The organism is Streptomyces sp. NBC_01476, assembly GCF_036227265.1.
Classification (GTDB): Bacteria; Actinomycetota; Actinomycetes; order Streptomycetales; family Streptomycetaceae; genus Actinacidiphila.
Genome location: NZ_CP109446.1, coordinates 775,703 through 797,753 on the forward strand (window position 1 = coordinate 775,703; position 22,051 = coordinate 797,753).

At 72.4% G+C, this 22,051-nt stretch carries 19 protein-coding genes; 14 read left to right on the forward strand and 5 right to left on the reverse strand.

The features are described from left to right. The first annotated feature begins 56 nt into the window (after positions 1-56). The 4 genes from OG552_RS03395 to OG552_RS03410 all read left to right on the forward strand — a co-directional run bounded on the left by OG552_RS03395 (position 57) and on the right by OG552_RS03410 (position 3,605). A complete protein-coding gene (locus tag OG552_RS03395) occupies positions 57-734 on the forward strand; it encodes a uracil-DNA glycosylase (RefSeq protein ID WP_329129449.1) in 678 nt (225 codons plus the stop codon). A gap of 26 nt (positions 735-760) precedes the next feature. After that, a complete protein-coding gene (locus OG552_RS03400) occupies positions 761-1,618 on the forward strand; it encodes a phospholipid scramblase-related protein (protein ID WP_329129450.1) in 858 nt (285 codons plus the stop codon). Between the two features lie 14 nt (positions 1,619-1,632). Beyond that, the gene (locus OG552_RS03405) at positions 1,633-2,622 is read left to right on the forward strand and encodes an N-acetylglucosamine kinase (protein WP_329129451.1); all 990 of its coding nucleotides are present in this window, start codon (positions 1,633-1,635) and stop codon (positions 2,620-2,622) included. Between the two features lie 98 nt (positions 2,623-2,720). Then, positions 2,721-3,605: a sirohydrochlorin chelatase gene (locus tag OG552_RS03410; RefSeq protein ID WP_329129453.1), complete on the forward strand. Its 885-nt coding sequence runs from the start codon at positions 2,721-2,723 to the stop codon at positions 3,603-3,605. Positions 3,606-3,689: 84 nt separating this feature from the next. On the opposite strand, the gene OG552_RS03415 is transcribed toward OG552_RS03410, so the two are convergent. Next, a complete protein-coding gene (locus OG552_RS03415; RefSeq protein WP_329129455.1) occupies positions 3,690-4,730 on the reverse strand; it encodes a lactonase family protein in 1,041 nt (346 codons plus the stop codon). 515 nt (positions 4,731-5,245) lie between these two features. On the opposite strand from OG552_RS03415, the gene OG552_RS03420 reads away from it, so the two are divergent. Continuing rightward, a complete protein-coding gene (locus OG552_RS03420) occupies positions 5,246-5,743 on the forward strand; it encodes an Lrp/AsnC family transcriptional regulator (protein WP_329129457.1) in 498 nt (165 codons plus the stop codon). A 124-nt stretch (positions 5,744-5,867) separates the two neighbouring features. Here OG552_RS03420 and ligD read toward each other — a convergent pair whose 3' ends face one another. Beyond that, complete coding sequence (ligD, locus tag OG552_RS03425; protein ID WP_329129458.1) at positions 5,868-6,872, reverse strand: non-homologous end-joining DNA ligase; 1,005 nt, start codon at positions 6,870-6,872, stop codon at positions 5,868-5,870. Positions 6,873-6,954: 82 nt separating this feature from the next. Here ligD and OG552_RS03430 point away from each other — a divergent pair, with 82 nt between their 5' ends. Beyond that, the gene (locus OG552_RS03430) at positions 6,955-8,019 is read left to right on the forward strand and encodes an ATP-dependent DNA ligase (RefSeq protein WP_329129459.1); all 1,065 of its coding nucleotides are present in this window, start codon (positions 6,955-6,957) and stop codon (positions 8,017-8,019) included. Between the two features lie 35 nt (positions 8,020-8,054). Here OG552_RS03430 and OG552_RS03435 read toward each other — a convergent pair whose 3' ends face one another. Then, positions 8,055-8,477 (reverse strand): secondary thiamine-phosphate synthase enzyme YjbQ, encoded by a 423-nt coding sequence (locus tag OG552_RS03435; RefSeq protein WP_329129460.1) that lies wholly within the window; start codon positions 8,475-8,477, stop codon positions 8,055-8,057. A gap of 511 nt (positions 8,478-8,988) precedes the next feature. Here OG552_RS03435 and OG552_RS03440 point away from each other — a divergent pair. The 8 genes from OG552_RS03440 (at position 8,989) to OG552_RS03475 (ending at position 20,239) form a co-directional block, all read left to right on the forward strand. Continuing rightward, positions 8,989-10,173 carry an LLM class flavin-dependent oxidoreductase gene (locus tag OG552_RS03440; protein ID WP_329129462.1) on the forward strand — a complete coding sequence of 395 codons (1,185 nt, stop codon included), beginning with the start codon at positions 8,989-8,991 and terminating at the stop codon, positions 10,171-10,173. Between the two features lie 150 nt (positions 10,174-10,323). Beyond that, complete coding sequence (locus OG552_RS03445) at positions 10,324-11,139, forward strand: glycoside hydrolase family 3 N-terminal domain-containing protein (RefSeq protein ID WP_329129463.1); 816 nt, start codon at positions 10,324-10,326, stop codon at positions 11,137-11,139. Between the two features lie 416 nt (positions 11,140-11,555). Further along, positions 11,556-15,542: an Ig-like domain-containing protein gene (locus OG552_RS03450; protein WP_329129465.1), complete on the forward strand. Its 3,987-nt coding sequence runs from the start codon at positions 11,556-11,558 to the stop codon at positions 15,540-15,542. A gap of 103 nt (positions 15,543-15,645) precedes the next feature. Next, positions 15,646-16,770, forward strand: coding sequence for an NAD(P)-binding domain-containing protein (locus tag OG552_RS03455; RefSeq protein ID WP_329129466.1), 1,125 nt, complete (start codon positions 15,646-15,648; stop codon positions 16,768-16,770). A 9-nt stretch (positions 16,771-16,779) separates the two neighbouring features. Further along, positions 16,780-17,007, forward strand: coding sequence for a hypothetical protein (locus OG552_RS03460; RefSeq protein WP_329129468.1), 228 nt, complete (start codon positions 16,780-16,782; stop codon positions 17,005-17,007). 121 nt (positions 17,008-17,128) lie between these two features. Next, the gene (locus OG552_RS03465) at positions 17,129-17,944 is read left to right on the forward strand and encodes a (Fe-S)-binding protein (protein ID WP_329129469.1); all 816 of its coding nucleotides are present in this window, start codon (positions 17,129-17,131) and stop codon (positions 17,942-17,944) included. Then, entirely contained in the window at positions 17,941-19,587 is a 1,647-nt protein-coding gene (locus tag OG552_RS03470) for a lactate utilization protein B (protein ID WP_329129471.1), read from the forward strand. Before OG552_RS03465 ends, OG552_RS03470 begins: the two co-directional genes overlap by 4 nt. 412 nt (positions 19,588-19,999) lie before the next feature. Further along, positions 20,000-20,239, forward strand: a complete 240-nt coding sequence (locus tag OG552_RS03475) for a LutC/YkgG family protein (protein WP_443071136.1) — start codon at positions 20,000-20,002, stop codon at positions 20,237-20,239. On the opposite strand, the gene OG552_RS03480 is transcribed toward OG552_RS03475, so the two are convergent. Then, the gene (locus OG552_RS03480) at positions 20,223-20,885 is read right to left on the reverse strand and encodes an HAD-IA family hydrolase (RefSeq protein ID WP_329129473.1); all 663 of its coding nucleotides are present in this window, start codon (positions 20,883-20,885) and stop codon (positions 20,223-20,225) included. The genes OG552_RS03475 and OG552_RS03480 overlap by 17 nt on opposite strands. Then, positions 20,882-21,943 carry an NAD(P)-dependent oxidoreductase gene (locus OG552_RS03485; RefSeq protein ID WP_329129475.1) on the reverse strand — a complete coding sequence of 354 codons (1,062 nt, stop codon included), beginning with the start codon at positions 21,941-21,943 and terminating at the stop codon, positions 20,882-20,884. Before OG552_RS03485 ends, OG552_RS03480 begins: the two co-directional genes overlap by 4 nt. Positions 21,944-22,051: the final 108 nt, after the last annotated feature.

Consider the following 22,051-nt stretch of genomic DNA (forward strand, 5'->3'; position numbering starts at 1 on the left):
CCGGATCGCGGACGCCCGTACGGAGCACGGGTGTTGACCCAGTAGAGTGACGGACCGTGACTGCACGACCATTGCACGAGACCGTCGAAGCGGGCTGGGCCAAGGCGCTGGAGCCGGTGGCGGACCGGATCGCCGCCATGGGCGACTTCCTGCGCGCGGAGATCGCCGCGGGGCGTACGTATCTGCCGTCGGGACCGAATGTGCTGCGTGCGTTCCAGCAGCCGTTCGACGAGGTGCGGGTGCTCATCGTCGGCCAGGACCCGTATCCGACGCCCGGGCACGCGGTGGGGCTCAGCTTCTCCGTGGCCCCGGACGTCCGGCCGCTGCCGGGCAGCCTGGAGAACATCTACCGGGAGCTGGGCACCGACCTCGGCGTGCCCCGGCCGTCCAACGGCGATCTCACGCCGTGGACCCGGCAGGGTGTGCTGCTGCTCAACAGGGCGCTGACCACCGCGCCCAGGCGGCCGGCGGCGCACCGGGACAAGGGCTGGGAGCAGGTCACCGAGCAGGCGATCCGGGCGCTGGCCGCCCGGGGCCGCCCGCTGGTGTCCATCTTGTGGGGGCGTGACGCACGCAACGCGCGCCCCCTGCTCGGCGAGCTGCCGGCCATCGAGTCCGCGCATCCGTCGCCGATGTCCGCCGACCGGGGCTTCTTCGGCTCCCGGCCGTTCAGCCGGGCCAACGAGCTGCTGGTGCGGCAGGGGGCGCAGCCGGTGAACTGGCAGCTCCCCTGACCGGCGCCCCACGGTAGTCTGCCCGGGTGACGACGCATTCCAATACCCCGGCGGGTTGGTACGCCGACCCGCAAGGCACTCCGAATCTGCTCCGGTACTGGGACGGCACCCGGTGGACCGAGCACACCAACCCCGGACAGGTCCCCCAGCAGCCCGGCCAGGGGATGCAGAAGCAGGAGGGCGGCAGTGCCTGGGAGGTGAACGTCAGCGGGGCGCCCGACCCGGCGCGCGTTCAGCGGCAGGTGCAGCAGCAGGCCGGCATCACCCCCGGCGGCTACGGCGGCGGCACGCTCTTCACCGAGCCGATCCTGGTGGTGAACCAGAAGGCCAAGCTGATCGAACTCGTCAATGAGTACACGGTCTTCGACCAGAACGGCCAGACCCTCGGCTCGGTGGTCGAGGTCGGCCAGAGCACCGCGAAGAAGGTGCTGCGCTTCGTCTCCAGCGTGGACCAGTTCCTCACCCACAAGCTGGAGGTCAGGGACGCCCACGGCCGGCCGCAGCTGGTGCTGACCCGGCCGGCGAAGTTCGTCAAGTCCAAGGTGCTGGTGCAGCGGCCGAACGGTGAGCCGCTCGGCGAGATCGTGCAGCAGAACGCCTTCGGCAAGATCAAGTTCGGCTTGATGTACGACGGCCGGCAGATCGGTGCCATCAAGGCCGAGAACTGGCGGGCCTGGAACTTCGCGATCGTGGACCACACCGAGACCGAGATCGCCCGGATCACCAAGACGTGGGAGGGCCTGGCCAAGACCATGTTCACCACGGCGGACAACTACGTGCTGCAGATCCACCGCCCGCTCGCCGACCCGCTGCTGAGCATGGTGGTGGCCTCCGCGCTCACCGTGGACACCGCCCTCAAGCAGGATTCCCGCGGGTTCGGCTGAGGGGCGCGGCCAAGGTGAAGCCGGAAGCGGTCCCCGAGGACTGTTGGGTGCTCGGGGTGGACTCCGGGGGCTCCGGCGTGCGCGTGGCCCTGGCCCGCGCCGACGGCTCGCAGGCGACCGCTCCCGCGCGCAGCGACACCCCCGCCGTGGTGGGCGAGCGCGGCATCGACGCGGCGAGCCTGCTGGACCTCGTGGTGCCGCGGGCCCGGGAGTTGATGCGTGCGGCGGGCGCCCGCCGGATCGGCGCAGCCTGCGTCGGAGCGGCCGGTATGGCCTCGCTCGGCGACGATCTGCGGGCGAGGCTGCCGCAGGGCCTCTCCGAGGCGCTGGGGGTCGCGGAAGTGGCCCTGGCGGGCGACGCGGTGACGGCGTACGCGGGCGCGCTCGGGCTGCGGCCCGGCGTGGTGGTCGCGGCCGGCACCGGCATGATCGCGCTGGGTACCGCGGCCGACGGCGGAGGCTGGCGCCGGGCGGACGGCTGGGGCCATCTGCTGGGTGACGTCGGCGGCGGCGCCTGGATCGGCCGGGCGGGCCTGGAGGCGTCGCTGCGGGCCCACGACGGGCGGGCCAGGGGCTCACGGCCGCTGCTGGCCCGGGCGGAGGCGATGTTCGGGCCGGTGGAGTCACTGCCCGGGCAGCTGTACCCGCGGCCCGACCGCCCCGCGGTGCTGGCCTCCTTCGCCCCCGAGGTGGCGCGCTGCGCGCACGAGGACCCGGTGGCGTCGGAGATCCTGCGCCGGGCGGCGGCGCACATGCTGGAGTCGGCGGCGGCGGTACGGCCCTGGCCCGGGCCGGTCGATGTGGCGCTGACCGGCGGCCTGTTCAAGCTGGGCGAGCCGCTGCTGGGCCCGCTGCGCGACCAGGCGGAGTGGCTGCTGCCGGAGGCGACTTTGGTGCCGGCCGCCGGGGATCCGCTGCACGGCGCGCTGCTGATCGCGGGCGCGGTGCACCGCGGAGAGCTCACCCTGCCGGTGGATCCGGTACTGCTCAGACTCGTCCGATGACCGAACGTCACCGGTGAAACGGACACTTCTGGACAGGTCTGACCCACCTCGTACCCGCCCGAACGCGCAGGCGCCGTAAGGCGTTAGCATGCGTCGCCATGAGCACTGCACCAGGGCCCCCTCCCGGCCTCCCCGTTCGCACGCCGCGTCAACAGCCCGGACGCCACCGCCGGCCGGAGGCGCTCTCGGCGCCCGAGGGCGCGCCGGTGCTTGTCCTTGCCGTCCCCGGGACCCCGACGGCCGCGGCGCTCAGCCTGGCCGAGGAGGTCGTGAGCATCGCCCGCTCCGAACTGTCCGGCCTCGATCCCCGGATAGCCTTCGTCGACGGCGAGGAGGGCGACCAGGACGAGTTCCCGGGGCTGCGCGGCATTCTCGACCAGGTGGCCGCCGATCGCCCCGGAGAGGACACCTCAGCGGTCGTGGTGCCGCTGCTGGCCGGTCCTGAGGCGTCCGTGCTGCGCCGGATCCGGCAGGCCATCGCCGACAGCAAGGCGCAGGTGGAGCTGACCGACGTGCTCGGCCCGCACCCGCTGCTCGCCGAGGCGGTGCACGTGCGGCTCTCCGAGGCCGGCCTGGCCCGCGCCGACCGGGCCCGGCTCTTCACCGTGGCGACCGCGGCCGACGGCATCATCCTGGCCACCGTGGGCGGCGAGGAGGCGGCACAGGCCGCCGGGGTGACCGGGCTGCTGCTGGCCGCCCGGCTCGCCGTGCCGGTGCTGGCCGCGGCGCTGGACGAGGACGGGGCCATCGCTTCGGCGGCCGAGCAGCTGCGGTCCTCCGGGTCCACGACGCTGGCGCTGGCGCCGTACCTGATCGGTCCGGAGATCGCGCCCCAGCTGCTGCACACGGCCGCGGCCGAGGCCGGCTGCTCGGGCGCCGACGCGCTCGGCCCGTACCCGGCGGTCGGCAAGCTGGTGGTGACGCAGTACGCCGCCGCGGTGGGTGTCGCGTCGGAGTCGTCGCGGGGTGCTTCGGCGCAGTGAACCGCGCGGCATGAGGCACATGGGAACGGCGGGCGGCCCCACCTGGGGGGCCGCCCGCCGTCGTGTGCGCGGGGCGCGCGCGGGTCAGGCGAACAGCACGCAGGAGACCGCGGGCAGTGCCAGCGAGCCGGCCTGCTTGGGGATGCCGGTGGCCGGGTCCACGTCGAACCAGGTGACGTCGCCGGAGCGCTCGTTGGCCGCGTAGAGCCGGCGGCCGGCCGGGTCGAGGGTGAGGTGGCGCGGCCAGTCGCCGCCGCAGCTCACGGTCTCCACCAGTTCCAGGCTCTCGCCGTCCTCGTCGATGGCGAGCACCGCGATGCTGTTGTGGCCGCGGTTGGCGGCCCAGGCGAACCGGCCGTCGGGCGAGACCACCAGCTCCGAGGGGTAGTTCTCGCCCTCGGCGCCCTCGGGCAGCACCCGGGTCTCGGCGAGCGGGCGCAGGCTGCCCTTGTCGGCGTACCAGCGGCAGACGGTGACCACCGAGTCGAGCTCGTTCATCACGTAGGCGTGGGTGCCGTTGGGGTGGAAGGCCATGTGGCGCGGGCCGATGCCGGAGCGCAGGCCGAGTTCGCGTTCGATCTCCAGCTCGCCGGTCTCCGGGTCCAGTTCGCAGACCCGCACCGAGTCGGTGCCGAGGTCCACGCTGAGCACCCAGCGGCCGGTGGGGTCGGGCAGCACCGCGTGCGCGTGCGGGCCTTCCTGGCGTTCCTGGTTGGGTCCGTCGCCCTCGTGCTCCAGCACCGACAGCACCGGTGCGAGCGAGCCGTCCTCCTTCAGCGGCAGGACGCTGACGCTGCCGGGGGCGGAGTAGTTCGCGGTCAGCAGGTGCCCCTGATGGACCGTGAGGTGCGTCGGGGCGCCGCCGTGGACCTGCACCGGGTCGCCCAGCAGGCGTGGCGCGGCGGGGTCGGCGAGGCCGAACGCGGCGGCGGCGCCTTCGGGTTCGGACTCGCTGACGGCGTAGAGGGTCCGTCCGTCCGCGGACAGCGTGAGGAAGGACGGGTTCGGCACCTCGGCTGTGTGCCCGAGCGCGGTGAGCGCTCCCGTGTCCGGGTCCACCGTGGCCGCGGTGAGCCCGCGGCCCCCCGCCGAAGTGAACGACCCGATGTAAACGTGCCCGGCCACTGCCGTACCTCTTCCGCCTGATGTCTGTACGGCGGCTGAGAGTAGTACCTGACGGCCGTCCCGTCGCCCCCGGGGCCCGGCGGACGGGGCCGGGGCGCGGGCCGCGGGCGGCGCCCGTGGCCGCGCGTACGGCGGTACGGCCGGGTCGGCGAGGGCCGGCCGCGGTCTTTGCGGGCGCCCTGGGGCGTCTCCGGCGTGCGGGCGGGGGGCTGGTTTCGGCCACGCCGTACGGGTGTTCGGCGGCGGGGGGAGGTGGGCGATCCCGGCCCGCGGCGGGCCTGTCGGGGCCGGGCGGGTGCGCGCCCGCCGTCCTCGGCGTGCGAACGATTCCCGTCCCCCGGCTGCCGGGAGCGGGCCTCTCCGGCGCCGTGGCGAAGGCACCGACGCGGATCCGCGGTGCCATCGTTGCTTCATGACCGCAACTGACCGGTCAATGGCTCGAATTGATCCGTCCCTGCTGGGCCGTTGGTAGTTTGCATATGCCAGAGACCTGAACCCGAGGGGACCGTTGCCCCATGCCAGTCGACGCCCTGGATGCGCGCATCCTGCGGCTCCTGCTTCAGCAGCCGCGTACCAGCGTCCGCGAGTACGCCCGCATCCTCGGGGTGGCCCGCGGCACCCTCCAGGCCCGGCTCGACCGGCTGGAGCGCGACGGCGTGCTCACGGTGGCCGGTCCCCGGATATCGGCGCCGGCGCTCGGCCACCCCGTGCTGGCCTTCGTCCGGATCGAGGTCACCCAGGGGCGCCTGGACGAGGTCGGGGACGCGCTGGCCGCGGTTCCCGAGATCATCGAGGCATTCTCCATCACCGGCGGCGGTGACCTTCTCACCCGGGTCGCGGCCCGGGACAACGCCCACCTGGAGGACATCATCCAGCGGCTGATCCAGCTGCCCGGCGTGGTCCGCACCCGCACCGAGATCGCCCTGCGCGAACGGGTACCGCACCGGATGCTCCCCCTCGTCGAATCAGTCGGCCACGCCGCCCTCCCACCCTCTCAGCGCCCGGCCAAGTAGTCCTTGGCCGCCTGCGACGCCTTGCCAACAGACCCGGACTCGAACGGCGGCTGCGGGTCGTACTCCACAGCAAGCTGAAACGCCTCGGCGGCATCCCGGGTGTCCTCCCCGCCGAGCGGGGGCCTTACTTCTTGGCGCGGCTGGGTTGGACTCGCCTGGGTTCGCCGGTCATTTTGGGGTGCTCCGGGGGGTAGGGCAGGTCGCCGAGGCCGTGCTCGCTTTCGTCGCGGGTGGCGAGTTCGAGGGCTGCCTCCAGGCGGAAGGCGTGGTCGTCCATGTCGGCGTGCACATCGCCCATCTCGGCGAACCGGTCCGGCATCGTCACCACGTCGAAGTCCTCCGGCACCGCGTCGGGCACCTCGTCCCAGCGCAGGGGGGCGGACACCGGGGCGTGGGCGAAGGGCCGCACCGAGTAGGCGCTGGCGATCGTGCGGTCGCGGGCGGTCTGGTTGTAGTCGACGAAGATCTTCTTGCCGCGCTCCTCCTTCCACCAGGCGGTGGTGATCCGCTCCGGGGCACGCCGTTCCAGTTCCCGGGCGACCGCGATGGCCGAGCGGCGTACCTGGGTGAAGGTCCACTCGGGGGCGATGGGTACGAACACGTGCAGCCCGCGCCCGCCGGAGGTCTTCGGCCAGCCGGCCAGTCCGAGGTCTTCGAGCACGCCCCGCAGTTCGAGGGCGGCGCGGACCGCGTCCGCGTAGCCGGTTCCGGGCTGCGGGTCGAGGTCGATGCGCAGTTCGTCCGGGTGCTCGGTGTCGGCGCGCCGGACCGGCCAGGGGTGGAAGGTGAGGCAGCCGAGGTTCGCCGCCCACACCACCGCGGCGGGCTCGGTGGGACAGATCTCGTCGGCGTGACGGCCGCTGGGGAAGGCGATCCGGCCGGTCGGGATCCAGTCCGGCAGGTTCTTGGGGGCGCGCTTCTGGAAGAAGAACTCGCCCTCGACGCCCTCGGGGAAGCGCTGCAGCGTGGTGGGCCGGTCCCGCAGGGCGCGCAGCGCGCCCTCGCTGACGCTCGCGTAGTAACGGGCCACGTCGCCCTTGGTGATCCCGCGCTGCGGGAAGTACACCTTGCCGGGGTTCGACACCCGCACGGTCCGCTCGCCGACGGTCAGCTCCAGCGACTCTGCCATGGGACCCACGCTAGGGCGCACCGCGCGCCGGCGCCCCTTTTCCACCGGGCGCGGGCGCGGCGCGAGCCGCACACTCTCCTCCATGGACCTTCCTGTGATGCCCCCGGTGCGGCCGATGCTGGCGAAGGCCGCGAAGGCCATCCCGTCCGGCATGCTGTACGAGGCCAAGTGGGACGGTTTCCGGGCGATCGTCTTCCGCGACGGCGACGAGATCGAGCTGGGCAGCCGTTCGGGAAAGCCGCTGACCCGCTATTTCCCCGAGGTGGTGGCCGCGCTCCGGGACCGTATCCCGGTGCGCTGCGTGCTCGACGGCGAGATCGTGATCGCCCGCGACGGCCGGCTGGACTTCGAGGCGCTGCTGGAGCGGATCCACCCGGCCGACTCGCGGGTACGCCATCTGGCCGAGGTCACACCCGCCGGCTTCGTCGCCTTCGACCTGCTGGCGCTGGGCGACGCGTCGCTGATGGACACCCCGCAGCGGGAACGGCGGACGGCCCTGGTCGCGGCGCTGCGGGACGCCTCCGCGCCGGTCTTCACCGCGCCCGCGACCGACGACATCGAGGTGGCCCGCGGCTGGTTCGAGCAGTTCGAGGGCGCGGGACTCGACGGGGTGGTCGCCAAGCCGCCGGACCTGCCGTACCGGCCGGGTGAGCGCGCGATGGTCAAGGTCAAGCACGAGCGGACCGCGGACTGTGTGGTGGCGGGCCTGCGGCTGCACAAGAGCGGTCCGGTGGTCGGCTCGCTGCTGCTGGGGCTCTACGACGGAGCGGGGCACCTGCAGCACGTCGGTGTCTGCGCCTCCTTCCCGATGGCGCGGCGGAAAGCGCTGATGGGCGAGCTGGAGCCGCTGCGGATGGCGACGGTCGAGGGTCACCCGTGGGAACGCTGGGCCAGCGAGGAGGCGCAGGCGGCGGACCGTCTGCCGGGCGGCCCGAGCCGGTGGACCGGCACGAAGGACCTGTCCTGGCTGCCGCTGCGCCCGGAGCGGGTGATCGAGGTCGCCTACGACCACATGCAGGGCAGCCGGTTCCGGCACACCGCCCAGTTCCGGCGCTGGCGGGACGACCGCGAACCGGCCGGGTGCACGTACGCGCAGTTGGAGGAGCCGGTGAGCTACGACCTCGCCGAGGTGCTGGGCGGTCCGTGACCGGGCCGCGGCGGTCGGCCGGGGAAACTCAGCGGTCAGCCGAGAAAGCTGAGCCGCACATTGCGCCGGGCGTTGTCGACATTGGTGTCCACCAGGACGACGGACTGCCAGGTGCCGAGCTCCAGCCGGCCGCCGATCACCGGGAGGGTGGCGTGCGGCGGCACGAACGCGGGGAGCACGTGGTCGCGGCCGTGTCCGCGGTGGCCGTGGCGGTGCTGCCAGCGGTCGTCGGCGGGCAGCAGCTCGCGCAGCGCGGCCAGCAGGTCGCTGTCGCTGCCGGCTCCGGTCTCGATCACCGCGATGCCGGCGGTGGCGTGCGGCACGAAGACATGGAGCAGTCCGTCCCGGCCGCGCGCCGCCTCGCTCAGGAACGACGCGCAGGCGTCGGTGAGGTCGTGCACCGCTTCGGACGAGCCGGTGGTGATGTCCAGGACGCGCGTGGTGAAAGTGTCGGCCATACGTCCATGGTCACGCATCGCGCGGCGGCCGTGCGCGCGGGCCGCGCCACCCGGACGGCACCGGCGCGGCAGGCGGGCCGTGCCACTCGCACGGCACCAGCACGGAAGGCGGGCCGCGCCACCGGCACGCCACCGGAACGGCACCGGCCCGGAAGCCGCCCGTACCGGCGGTGTCACCGCACCATCCGCGTGCCGAGACGCCATTGACCGGCCGTCGGGCCGCTCGTTACCGTCGCTGCATGTCACGTCCTTGCCTGCTCACCACGCGCGGTCACATCGACCTGCTGCGGGTGGCGTCGGCCGCGTGTCCCGCCGGCCGCTGACGTACGACTTCTCCCGCCGCTCTCCCGCGTCCCGCCGCCGTTCCGGTCGCCTCCGGTGCCCCGCGGTCCGGCCGTTCCCCGAGACTCCCCGAGGCTCCGCGCACCGGGCCCGCCGCCCCCATCCGCGTGCGGGCTCCTCGCCCCAGCCCACGTTCGCCGCCCGAATGTCCAGGAAAGGCTCACGCCTCATGTCCGTACATCTGCACTGGTTCCTGCCCACGGGAGGCGACGGCCGTACGCTGGTGGACCGGCACGCCTACACCGACGGCGGCGTCAAGCGGTCCCGGATCACCCCGGTGACCGGGATCCGGCCGCCCGACATCGACTATCTGGCGCAGATCGCGCGCGCCGCGGACCAGTTGGGCTTCGAGGGGGTGCTGACGCCGACCGGCACGTGGTGCGAGGACTCCTGGGTGATGACGGCGGCGCTGTCGCAGCACACCGAGCGGCTGAAGTTCCTGGTGGCCTTCCGGCCGGGGCTGATCTCCCCGGTGCTTGCGGCGCAGATGGCGGCGACGTACCAGCGGCTCACCCGGGGCCGGCTGATGCTCAATGTGGTGACCGGCGGTGACGCCACCGAGCAGAAGCGGTTCGGCGACCATCTGGACCACGACAGCAGGTACGCGCGCACCGACGAGTTCCTCGCGGTGCTCCGGGGGGCGTGGGAGGGCCGGCCGTTCGACTTCCAGGGCGAGCACTTCGACGTGCGGGGCGGCCTGACCGCGCTGCCGCCCGACCCGCTGCCGGAGATCTTCTTCGGTGGGTCGTCGCCCGCCGCCGGTCCGGTGGCCGCCCGGCACAGCGATGTCTATCTGACCTGGGGCGAGCCGCCCGAGCAGGTGAAGCAGAAGATCGACTGGATCGGCGGCCTGGCCAGGGCCGAGGGGCGTACCGTCCGGTTCGGCATCCGGCTGCACGTGATCACCCGGGACGCGGCGGCGGAGGCGTGGGCGACGGCCGACCGGCTGCTTGGCGACCTCGACGCGGACACCGTGGCGGCCGCCCAGCAGGCGCTGGGCCGCAGCGAATCGGTGGGCCAGCAGCGGATGCTGGCGCTGCACGGCGGGCAGCGGGACAAGCTGGAGATCACGCCGAACCTGTGGGCGGGCGTCGGCCTGGTCCGCGGCGGCGCGGGTACGGCGCTGGTCGGCAGCCACGGCGAGGTCGCGGACCGGATCGAGGAGTATCACGCGCTGGGCATCGACCACTTCATCCTGTCGGGGTACCCGCACCTGGAGGAGGCGTACTGGTTCGGCGAGGGCGTGCTGCCGGAGCTTGCCGCCCGCGGGCTGCTGGCGCCCGCGCCGGCCGGGAACCCGCGGCCGGTGCCCGCGCCGGCCGGGGCGCCGGTGCTCTTCGCCGGGGGGAGGTGAGGCTGGGAGTCGTCCGGCAACTCACCCTGCCCGTAAGGGGATTGGCGGGACTGGTGTGACCCGATTGCCGTGTACGGCGATTGGTCTGTACCATTCAGCGGGCCTTGGGACATCGCCCTCCACTGCCGCGTCCGGAAGGGGGACACCGACGTGCACGCCCTGCATCACCGGCTCGCCGCGCTGGTCGACTCATGCCTGCTGCCCTCCGTCGCGGGCCACCAGGTACGGCTGCCGGACTGGCTGCTGCGCGGCCTGGAACGCGGCACACCGGGCGCGACCGTACACGCTTACGGACCGGCCGCCCGGGCCACCACCGACGCCCTGCGCGCGGCTCTCCCCGACGCGCTCACCGGCCACCCCGGTCCGCGCCGGGCGGGCGGCGGCAGCGCCGCCGCAGCCGAACTCGTGGCCGCGGGCGCCAATCTGCACCTGGGCGTACGGCCGGGACCGCGCGCCGACGAGACCCGGGTCTTCGTCACCGACCTGCAGACGCACGGCGTGGCCGCGGCGCTCGGGCCCTTCACCGGCACCGGCAGCCTGCGGCCGTTCGCCGAGGGCGCCGCGGCGGGCGTGCGGGCCATCACCGCCGGCCACTCCCCCGTGCCCGACGGCGTGCCCGCGGCGCTCAGCACGACCGCCATCACCGGCATCCTGCGCCGGGAACTCGGTTACGGGGGCGTCGTCGTCAGCGACGCCCTCGACACCCCATCGATCGTCGACGGCTGGGGCGTACCCGGCGCCGCCGTCCTCGCCTGGATCGCCGGCGTCGACCTGCTCCGGCTCGGCCCGGCGAGCAGCGAGGGTGTCCACGACGCCATCCACACCGCCGCCGCCCGCGCCGTCTCCGACGGTGACCTCCCGCTGGCCCGCCTCGAAGAGGCCGCCGAACGCGTCTCCCGGCTGCGCCGCTGGGCGTCGGAGCCGAGGATGCCCGCGGCACCGGTCACGGTGACCAGGAAGCGCTGACCCGGGAGCGCCGAACCGGGGTGCGCCGCCCGCTCGCCGGGCCGTATACGCCCGGCCGCGCCGCCTGACACGCGCCGGCCACCGCCGCACACCCCCCGGCCCCCCGGCCCCCACGCGGCCCAGCGTGAACGCGCGCCTCTCACGTCCGCCCGCCCGGGCAACCGCCGCCCTCGTGGCGGTTCTTGGCGTGTCACGGGTCTTTACGTAACCGCCACGCATGGATTAGAACGTCAGTCGTCCGATGTTCGTCGGCCTCCTCACTTAGTTCATCCACGTCAGTGGTCAAACGCGCCCAGAGCACGGCCCATTCATCGGATCACTGCTCCGTGCCGTGCTTTCTCGCGCTTCCCCAAGCCCTTGCGCGCCTTTTCGTGCCTCGCAACCCGATCGTGTGTCGTACAGCCCTGGAGGGCATTGTGCAGATCATCCCCCTGTACCGGCGGGCGCGGCTCCGGCGCGCCCTCGCGCTCTGGTCGGCGATGCTCGCCGCGCTCGCGGGCATGGTCCTGGCGGGTTCAGGACCCGCCGGGGCCGCGACGGGTGCGACGACCGCGTGGCGCCACGGGGCCTTCCAGCTCGATCCGGCCGGGGTCGTCAGCCGTTCGGACGTCGTCCTCGGAGCGCCGAACCTCGACCCCACCGCGTCCATGCCGCTGGGCAACGGGTCGCTGGGCGTGGCCGCCTGGGCGGCCGGCGGCTTCACCGCCCAGCTGAACCGGTCGGACACCATGCCGGACCGCAAGTCCCCCGGGCAGCTCAACATCCCCGGCCTGTCGGTGATCTCGCACGCCGCCGACTTCAGCGGGCGGCTCGACCTGACCGACGGCGTGCTCCACGAGTCCGGCGGCGGCATGTCGATGAAGGCGTGGGTGGCCACCGGCAAGGACGAGCTGATCGTCGAGGTCGCCGGCGCCGATCCGCACATCCCCCAGACGGCGACGATCAACCTGTGGTCAGGCCGGAAGCCGGCCGCCGCGGTCTCCGGCAAGGTCGGCACGCTGGCCGAGACCTGGGTGGACGGCGGTCCGCCGATCGGGAGCGGCCAGACCTTCGGCTCGCTCGCCGCCATCACCGCCGGCGGTCGGCACGTGTCGGCCACCGTGGCGGGCCCGACCCAGGTGAAGGTGAGCTTCACGCCGCACGCCGACGGGACCTTCCGCGTCGTCGTCGCGTCCCCCGGCTGGACCGGCGGCAACGCCGCAAGGACCGCGGCGAAGCTGATCGGCGACGACGCCACCGCCCGCGCGTCCTCCCTGATGTCCGCGCAGGACCGCTGGTGGGACCGGTACTGGACGCACTCCGGCCTGATCGAGATGAACTCCGCGGACGGCAGCGCCGCCTACATCGAGAACCTCCGCACGCTCTACCTCTACGAGGAAGCGGCGTCGATGAAGAAGGGGATCTACCCGGGCAGCCAGGCCGGTGAGGCGGACATGTTCGCCTGGAACAAGGACACCCAGACATGGACGCCGTCCGCGTACTGGCTGTGGAACCTGCGTACGCAGATCTCGGCGAACATGAGCTCGGGCAACTACGACCTCAACACGCCGATCTTCGACATGTACGCCAACGACACCGCCGCCATCGAGGCCTGGACGAAGCTCGCGATGGGCGGCCGGCCGGGCTCCTGCGTCCCGGAGACCATGCGCTTCAACGGCAACGGCCTCGACATCCCGACCGGCAACTGCAGTGAGGCCAGCTCCCCGAACTGGAACGCGCTGGACATCTCCAGCGGCCCCGAGGTGGCGCTCTACATGTGGCAGCAGTACCAGGCCACCGGCGACCGGAAGACGCTGAAGAAGTACTTCCCCTTCATGAAATCGACCGCGGTGTTCCAGCTCGCCTACCAGAGCGTCGGTCCCGACGGGCTGCTGCACGCCAACGCCAACGCGCACGAGACCCAGTGGGCGGTCCAGGACCCGACCACCGACATCGCGGTGGACCGTACGCTCTTCCCCATCATCGAGCAGGCGGCGAAGGAACTCGGCACCGCCCGCACCACGGACGCCGCGCTGGTCAAGCGGGTCCACCAGGCACAGAGCGAGATACCGCCGTACCCGCGGACCGACCAGGCCACCAGGACGGCGCTGCTCAACCCGCACTACACCCAGGCCGAGACGGCGGCCGCGGACGCGACCGGCACCGACATGATCGCGATCTCCTACCAGCCGACCGCGGCCCGGCAGAACGGCGAGAACATCGAGCTGGAGCCGCTCTGGCCGTGGAACACGGTGAGCGACCAGGACAGCAACCTCTTCGCACTGGAGCAGCGCAGCTACGCGCACCGGCCCAACAAGGGCGGCAACGACTGGTCGATGGACGCGATCGACGCGGCCCGGCTGCAGAACCCCGCCGAGGTCCGCAGCGATCTGATCTCCCTCACCGAGGGGCACCAGGTCTATCCGAACGGCTTCGCCGACCTCGGTAACTCCGTGGGCTACCAGCCCTACATCGAGCAGGAGTCCGGCGTCGCGACCGCGGTCGCCGAAGCGCTCGCGCAGGACTACGACGGCATCATCCGCTTCGCACCGGCCTGGCCGGCCGACTGGGACGGCTCCGGCAGCGTCTACATCCAGGACAACGGCAAGGTCGATGTCCAGGTGCGGGGCGGCCAGTTGGTGACCGCGGCGATCGAGGCGGGCGGCAACGGCACCCTGCGGGTCAAGAACCCGTGGGCGGGACAGCGGGTGGAGGTCGTGGACGGCCGCACAGGGCATGTGGTGGTGGCGCCCTCCACCCGCGACCTCCTCAAGGTCCCGGTGCGCGCGGGCAGGTCGTACCTCGTGCAGCGGGTCTCCGCGCCCACCGGCGCCCTGCCGTACGCGCAGGTGACCGGTACCGCACCGACCGCGGCGCGGCACCTCGGCGGGGTGCAGCTCGGTCTTGACACGACCGCGCGGTCCGGCACCGCCACGGTCGGCACCGTGCTCGACACCACCAACCACGCCTACGGTCTCACCCAGGTCGACGACAGCGGCTCGGCCGGCGCCACCACCACGGCAGGCGACGTCGACGGCCTGACCGCGCGCACCACATCGGCCCCGGGCAGGCACGGCAGCAGCGACATGTACTTCGACGTCTCCGACGACGTCGCCGCGACCGGAGTGTACGACGGGACGATCGCGCTCTCCTACTTCGACAGCGGCACCGGCTCCATCGCGGTGCGGTACGACGCCGGGCCGAAGGATCCCGACCGTCTCGCGGGCACCATCGCACTCACCGGCAGCCGGACCTGGAAGTCGGCCGAAGTCGCCGTGAAGGGCGCCTACTTCGGGGGGCTGCAGAGCGCCGGCGCCGACTTCCGGCTGCACGCGGCGGGCAGCATCACCGTGCACAGCGCCGGCCTGACCGTCACCGGACCCTGGGTGCCCGGCGAGCGGCGGTTCCCGCCGTCGCCGACGGTCACCACCCCGCGCAGCGGTGCCACGGTCAAGCTCGCCTCGGCCGTCTCCGGCACCACGGTCCCCGACGGCACGGTGACCGTGCACGAGGGGACCGCGGTCCTGTGCGGGGCCGGCGCGGACGACACCGGCGCCTGGAGCTGCGCTCCGAGCGGGGGGCTGACGCCGGGGCGGCAGATCATCACCGTCACGGTGGCCGACCCGAGCGGCCTGGTCAGTGACGCCTCCGCCGGGCTCAGCTTCGACGCCTCCGACCTGCCGCCGGGCACGGCCGTGGTGGGCTCGGTCATCGGACCGGTCGACTTCGCTTACGGGATGAGCCAGGACGAGCGGCCCTCGGGCGGCTTCGACGGTCCGACGACCGCCTCGGTGATCGACGGTCTGACCGCGCGCACCAGTACCCAGAGCAACATCTACTTCGACATCGACGACGCGGTGGCGCACGCCGGCTACTACACGGCGCAGTTCACCGTCTCCTACTACGACCAGGGGTCCGGGTCCTTCGCCGTGCAGTACGACAACGGCAGCTCCGACCCGTACAAGTCGGCGGCCGGCATCCCGCTGACCGGCACCAACACCTGGAAGACCGCGACGGTGAGCGTCTCCGACGCCTTCTTCGGCGGTCAGCAGCACTCCGCGGCCGACTTCCGGCTGCGCAACGGCGGCGGCCAGGTGACGGTGCACAGCGTCGCCGTGAAGATCAGCGGGGACGGGGTACCGGACGTCACGGACTTCGCGCCGCCGGTGACGATCACCTCGCCGGCGGCGGGAGCGACCGTCACCTCCGGCCCGGCGGTCTCCGGGACCAGTGAGCCGGACGCGGAGGTGACGGTGAAGGCCGAGGACAGCACGCTCTGCACGGTCACCGCGGCCGACGACGGGACATGGACCTGCACCCCGTCCACCGCCCTGGCCGCCGGTCCGCACACCCTCACCGCCACGGCCGCGGACCCGACCTCGACACCCGCGAAGGAGGCCACCGTGGCAGTCACCGTGCGGTAGCGCTCACCTGCCGGTGCCGGTCCGGCCTGGGTCCTCCGCGAGGGGCCCCGGCCGGACCGCTTCTTCCGGGAAGGTTTCCCCGGAGACCGAAGTTGCACCAGACATGGACGACTCGGGTGGCGTGCGGAACGTCGAGGTGGCGGTGGTCGGTGCCGGGCAGGCCGGGCTGTCGGCGGCGTACTTCCTGCGCCGGACGGGTTACGAGCCCGGCACCGGCTTCGTCGTGCTGGACCACGCTCCCGGCGCGGGCGGCGCCTGGCAGTACCGCTGGCCGTCGCTGACCTTCGCCAAGGCGCACGGCGTCCACGAGCTGCCCGGCATGCCGCTCGGCGACGCGGACCCCGACCGGCCGTCGGCCGAGGTGGTCGGCGCGTACTTCGCCCGGTACGAGGCCGCCTTCGATCTGCGGGTGCGCAGGCCGGTGGACGTGCTCGCGGTACGGGACGATGTCGGTGGCCGGCTCCGGGTGGAGACCGACGCGGGCGTCTGGTCGGCGCGGGCGCTGATCAACGCCACCGGCACCTGGGACCGGCCGTTCCTGCCGTACTACCCGGGTCAGGAGACCTTCGAAGGGCGGCAGCTGCACACCGCGGGCTACCGGGGAGCGGCCGAGTTCGCCGGCAGGCATGTGGTGGTGGTCGGCGGCGGCACCTCCGCCGTGCAGCTGCTCATCGAGCTGGCCGAGGTCGCCAGGACCACATGGGTGACCCGCAGGCCGCCGGTCTTCCAGGACATGCCGTTCGACGAGGACTGGGGCCGGGCGGTGATCGCCCGGGTCGAGGAGCGGGTCCGGCGGGGCCTGCCGCCGCAGAGCGTGGTCTCCGCCACCGGGCTCGCGGCGACCGAAGCGATACGGAAGGCGCAGGCCCGCGGCATCCTGCACCGGGAGCCGATGTTCGCACGGATCACACCGCACGGTGTGACCTGCGCGAACGGCCGCACCCTGGACGCGGACGTGATCTTGTGGGCGACCGGCTTCCGGGCCGCGCTCGACCATCTGGCGCCGCTGCGGCTGCGCGAGCCGGGCGGCGGCGTGCGGATGGAGGGCACCCGGGTGGTGAAGGACCCGCGGATCCACCTGGTCGGCTACGGCCCCTCGGCGAGCACCATCGGCGCCAACCGGGCCGGCCGCACCGCCGTCCGTGAGATCCGCGATCTGCTGGCGGCCCGGAAGGCCGGCGGAGATCGTCCCCGTATTGCCCCGGCGCGGGAGGGCGCCAGCCTCTAGGTTGTGGGGATGGGGACACACAGCTGGAAGACGGTGCTGTCGGTGCTGTCGGGGGTGTCCGCGGTCGCCGCACTGGCCGCGGTGGCGCTGGTCGTGGCGGCCCTGCTGGGTGCGGTGGGGTGGCCCGCCGTGGTCGTACCGGCGGCGGTCGCCGTACTGAGCGCGGCACTGTCGCTGCTGGCGGAGTCCGGTCCTGGCGGGAGCGGCGGCGGCCGTCCCGAGGGCCGGCATCAGTAGGCCACCGAATACCCCGAAGAGACATCGGATGTCTGCTTCCCAGCAGCCAACCGTTGCGGCAGTATGGGCGCATGTGTGATCGTCATCTGCCCGGCCCGCCCCTGAGCGCCGGGGAGTGCCCGTGCGCGTAGCCCTCTTCGTGACCTGTGTGAACGACCTGCTCTACCCGGACACCGGGCGGGCGGTCGTCACCCTGCTGGAACGGCTCGGCGTCGAGGTCGGCTTCCCGCCGGCCCAGTCGTGCTGCGGACAGCCCCAGTTCAACACCGGCTACCGGTGGGAGACCGAGCCACTGGTCCGCCGGTACGCCGCCGCCTTCGCGGATTACGACTACGTGGTGACGCCGTCGGGTTCGTGCACCGCGATGGTCCGCGACAACTACCCGCTGATCGGTGCGAAGGCCGCGGCGGAAGGACGTGGCACCGAACTCGCCGAAGCCGCCGCGCTGTCGGTGCCGAAGACCTACGAACTGACCGAGTTCCTGGTGGATGTGCTCAAGGTGACCGATGTGGGGGCCTATTTCCCGCACACGGTCACCTACCACCCCTCCTGCCACGGGCTGCGGATGCTGCGTCTGGGCGACCGGCCCCGGCGGCTGCTGGAAGCGGTCAAGGGCATCGAACTGCGTGAACTGGAGGGCGCGGAGGAGTGCTGCGGCTTCGGCGGCACGTTCTCGGTGAAGAATCCCGATGTGTCGGCGGCGATGGGTGACGACAAGGTCCGCAATGCCGAGTCCACCGGCGCCGAGGTGCTGTGCGCCGCCGACAACTCCTGCCTGATGCACCTCGGCGGCATGATGTCCCGGCAGAAGAGCCGCGTCCGCCCGGTGCACCTGGCGGAGATCCTGGCCAGTACGGAGCAGCGTCCGCTGGAACTGCCCGATCAGGCCGGGCCCGTCCATGTGACCACCGGAAGCACCGTAGGAGAACAGCGATGAGCGGTACGTATCTGGGGTTGCCGTCGTTCCCGAAAGCCGCTCACGACTCCACCCGCGACACCCAACTCCGCGCGAACCTCACCCACGCCACCCACACCATCCGCACCAAACGCGCCACCGCCATCAACGAACTCACCGACTGGCCCCAACTCCGCGCCGCCGGCGCCGCCATCAAAGACCACACCCTCCACCACCTCGACCACTACCTCCTCCAACTCGAAGCAGCCGTCACCGCAGCCGGCGGCACCGTCCACTGGGCCCTCGACGCCAACGAAGCCAACACCATCGCCACCCAGATCATCAAAAACACCGGCGAAACCGAAGTCGTCAAAATCAAATCCATGACCACCCAGGAAACCGGCCTCAACCACGCCCTCGAAACCGCCGGCATCCACGCCTACGAAACCGACCTCGCCGAACTCATCGTCCAACTCGCCAACGACAAACCCTCACACATCCTCGTCCCCGCCATCCACAAAAACCGCACCGAAATCCGCGACATCTTCACCACCCACATGACCCACTGGGGACGCCCCGCACCCGACAACCTCACCGACAACCCCACCGACCTCGCCGAAGCCGCCCGCCTCCACCTCCGCGAAAAATTCCTCAACACAAAAATCGGCATCTCCGGCGCCAACTTCATGATCGCCGAAACCGGCACCATGGTCATCCTCGAATCCGAAGGCAACGGCCGCATGTGCCTCACCCTCCCCGACACCCTCATCACCATCGCCGGCATCGAAAAAATCATCCCCACCTACCAAGACCTCGAAGTCTTCCTCCAAACCCTCCCCCGCTCCTCCACCGCCGAACGCATGAACCCCTACACCTCCCTGTGGACCGGCACCACCCCCCACGACGGCCCCCACACCTTCCACCTCATCCTCCTCGACAACGGCCGCACCGACACCCTCGCCGACACCACCGGCCAACAAGCCCTCCGCTGCATCCGCTGCTCCGCCTGCCTCAACGTCTGCCCCGTCTACGAACGCGCCGGCGGCCACGCCTACGGCTCCCCCTACCCCGGCCCCATCGGCGCCATCCTCACCCCCCAACTCCGCGGCACCACCACCCCCCTCGACACCTCACTCCCCTACGCCTCCACCCTCTGCGGCGCCTGCTACGACGTCTGCCCCGTCGCCATCAACATCCCCCAAGTCCTCGTCCACCTCCGCGAACGCATCACCCAAGGCGGACCCACCACCACCCACGGCACCCGCACCACCATCCAACCCGCCAAAGGCCACCGCCTCGAACGCACCACCATGCGCGCCACCCGCTGGACCCTCAACCACCCCACCGCACTCCAACACGCCCACAACCTCGCCACCCACACCCGCCACCTCCACCCCCAACACCTCCCCGGCCCCGCCCACCACTGGACCGACACCCGCAACCTCCCCCCACTCCCCCCACACACCTTCCGCCACTGGTGGCAACACCACCACCAAACACCCCCCACCACCAACACCGGAAAAGGAACAGACACCAGATCAGAAACAGCAACAGGCCCCGGCACAGACACCGGCACAGCAGGCACCGGCACCGGCACCGGCACCGGCACCGGCACCGGCACCGGCACCGGCACCGGCACCGGCACCGGCACCAACACGCAAACCGACGGGGGACCTCAGCAATGACCACCAACACCAGCCGCGACGAAATCCTCCGCCGCATCCGCCAAGCCCTCGGCACCCCCACCCCCACCACCCCACCCGACCCCACCACCATCCCCCGCAACTACCTCACCACCCACGCCCACCGCACCCCCCAACAAACCACCGACCTCCTCGCCGACAACCTCACCGACTACCGCGCCACCGTCCACCGCACCACCGAAACCCACCTCCCCCACACCATCGCCAACCTCCTCACCCACCACGGCACCCAACGAGCCATCACACCCCCCGGCCTCCCCCCACACTGGCTCACCCACACCACCACCCCCTCACCACAACCACCACCGACACCCACCCCGACCCCCACACCCTCGACACCATCGACACCGTCATCACCCACAGCGCCCTCGCCATCGCCGAAACCGGCACCATCATCCTCGACGCCTCACCCGACCAAGGCCACCGCGCCATCACCCTCATCCCCGACCACCACATCTGCATCATCACCCCCGACCACATCGTCGAATCCCTCCCCCAAGCCCTCCCCCGCCTCAACCCCACCCGCCCCCAAACCTGGATCTCCGGCCCCTCCGCCACCAGCGACATCGAACTCACCCGCATCGAAGGCGTCCACGGCCCCCGCGCCCTCGACGTCATCATCGTGAGTCGCTGAACCGCTCCGCCGCAGGACGGGCGAGGTGCAGCCGGCCCGCGGTGAACCGGGCCTGCCGCAGGTCGTCGATGGTCAGGTCGACCTCCGCCTCGCGGCTGCGCGGCCCGATGCCGATGACACTGCCGACGGCGGCTGCCCGGGCCGCCCGGATGCCGCTGGGCGCGTCCTCGAAGACGACGCAGTCGGCGGGCAGGAGACCGAGCCGGCCGGCCGCGGCGAGATATCCCTCAGGGTCCGGTTTGCCGTGGCGGACATCGTCGGCAGTGATCAGGACGGCGGGTTCCGGGATCCCCGCGGCGGCCAGGCGGGCCTTGGCCAGCGCCCGTACCCCTGAGGTGACGACCGCCCAGGTGCCGGCGGGCAGCGAGGACAGCAGGTCGGCGGCGCCGGGCAGCGCGGTGACCTGTGCCGCGTCCTCGACTTCGTACCGGTCGATGGCCGCCAGCGCGTCCGGCACCCGGTCGGCCGGGAGGAGCGCCGCGACGGTGTCGGCGGAACGGCGGCCGTGTACCAGGGCGTTGACCACCTCCGGGTCGAAGCCGTACTGCTCGGCCCACCGGGTCCACGCGGACTGGACACTGGCATCGGAGTCCACCAGTACGCCGTCGCAGTCGAAGAGCAGGCCGCGGGGGGTGAGCACGGTCATGAGACGGGCCGATTGCGGTAGCGGCCGACGAGTTCCGGGGCGGCGACCTGCATCCGGGCCGGCGGCATCCCCCGCTGGACGAGGCGGAGGTCGTCCAGGACCATCCGGCCGATCTCGGTGAACGCCTGCGGGATGCCGCCGGCCCGGTGCGGGGAGAGCACCAGGCCCTCCATGCCGCGGGCCCGGTGCCCGGCGGCCAGGGGTTCCTCGGGCCAGACGTCGACGCCGGCCAGGAACCGGCCGTCGGCGACCCGGTCGAGCAGGGCGTCGTAGTCGACGACGGCGGCCCGGCTGACCAGGACAACCCGGGCGCCGGAGGGGATCCGGTCGAGTTCGGCGGGCCCCAGGAGGTGTTCGCTCTCGCTGGTGACGGTGGCGAGCACGAAGAGGAACCGGCTGGCCTCCAGGGTCTCGGCCAGCGTGGCCGGCAGGACGTCGTGGCCGCGGAGCACGGCGTCGGGCAGCCACGGGTCGTACACCCTGATGGTGGGTGCGAAGGGAGCCAGCAGCGGGCGCAGCGCCCGGCCCAGGTTGCCGAAGCCGATCAGGCCGACGTCGGCGTGCCGGAGCAGGATCGAGTCCTGGGTGCCGGCGAAGACGTAGGACTCGCGGCCGGCCCGGAAGGCGCGGTCCTCGCGGCTGATGCCGCGGGCGAGGTCGAGGGCGAGACCGAGGGCGTGTTCGGCGACCGCCTGGGCGTAGGCCGGGCCGCAGCCCAGGACGTGCACGCCCCGTTCGTGGCAGGTCGCGTAGTCGACGTTCGGGAAGAAGTTGCCCTCGACGTTGAGCAGCGCCCTGAGTTTCCCGGCTCGCAGCAGCCGTTCGCGGGGGAGGTCGGGCTGCCCCACGATGGCGAAGGCGTCGGGGAGGTGGGCGTCGAGTTCCGCCTCCGGCCGTCCTGAGAGGTCGACGACGTCGAATGCCTCGTTGAGCAGGTTCAGCGTGTCGGGTGTGAAGATGCGGTCGGTCTTCTGCGGGGCGGGCCGCAGCACCACCAAGGGCTTGGGCGGTGTGCCGGGCGCCGTGGCGGCGCTTTCCTGGCGGTCTGTGGCAGGCAAGTCGGTCCCATTTCGTCCTGGCGGGTGCGTACCGGGCCGGCGTCGCAGCCGCCGGCCGGCTGTGACCAGCGTACGAGCCGCCGGCGCGGCCGGGGGCGCACAGGGGAA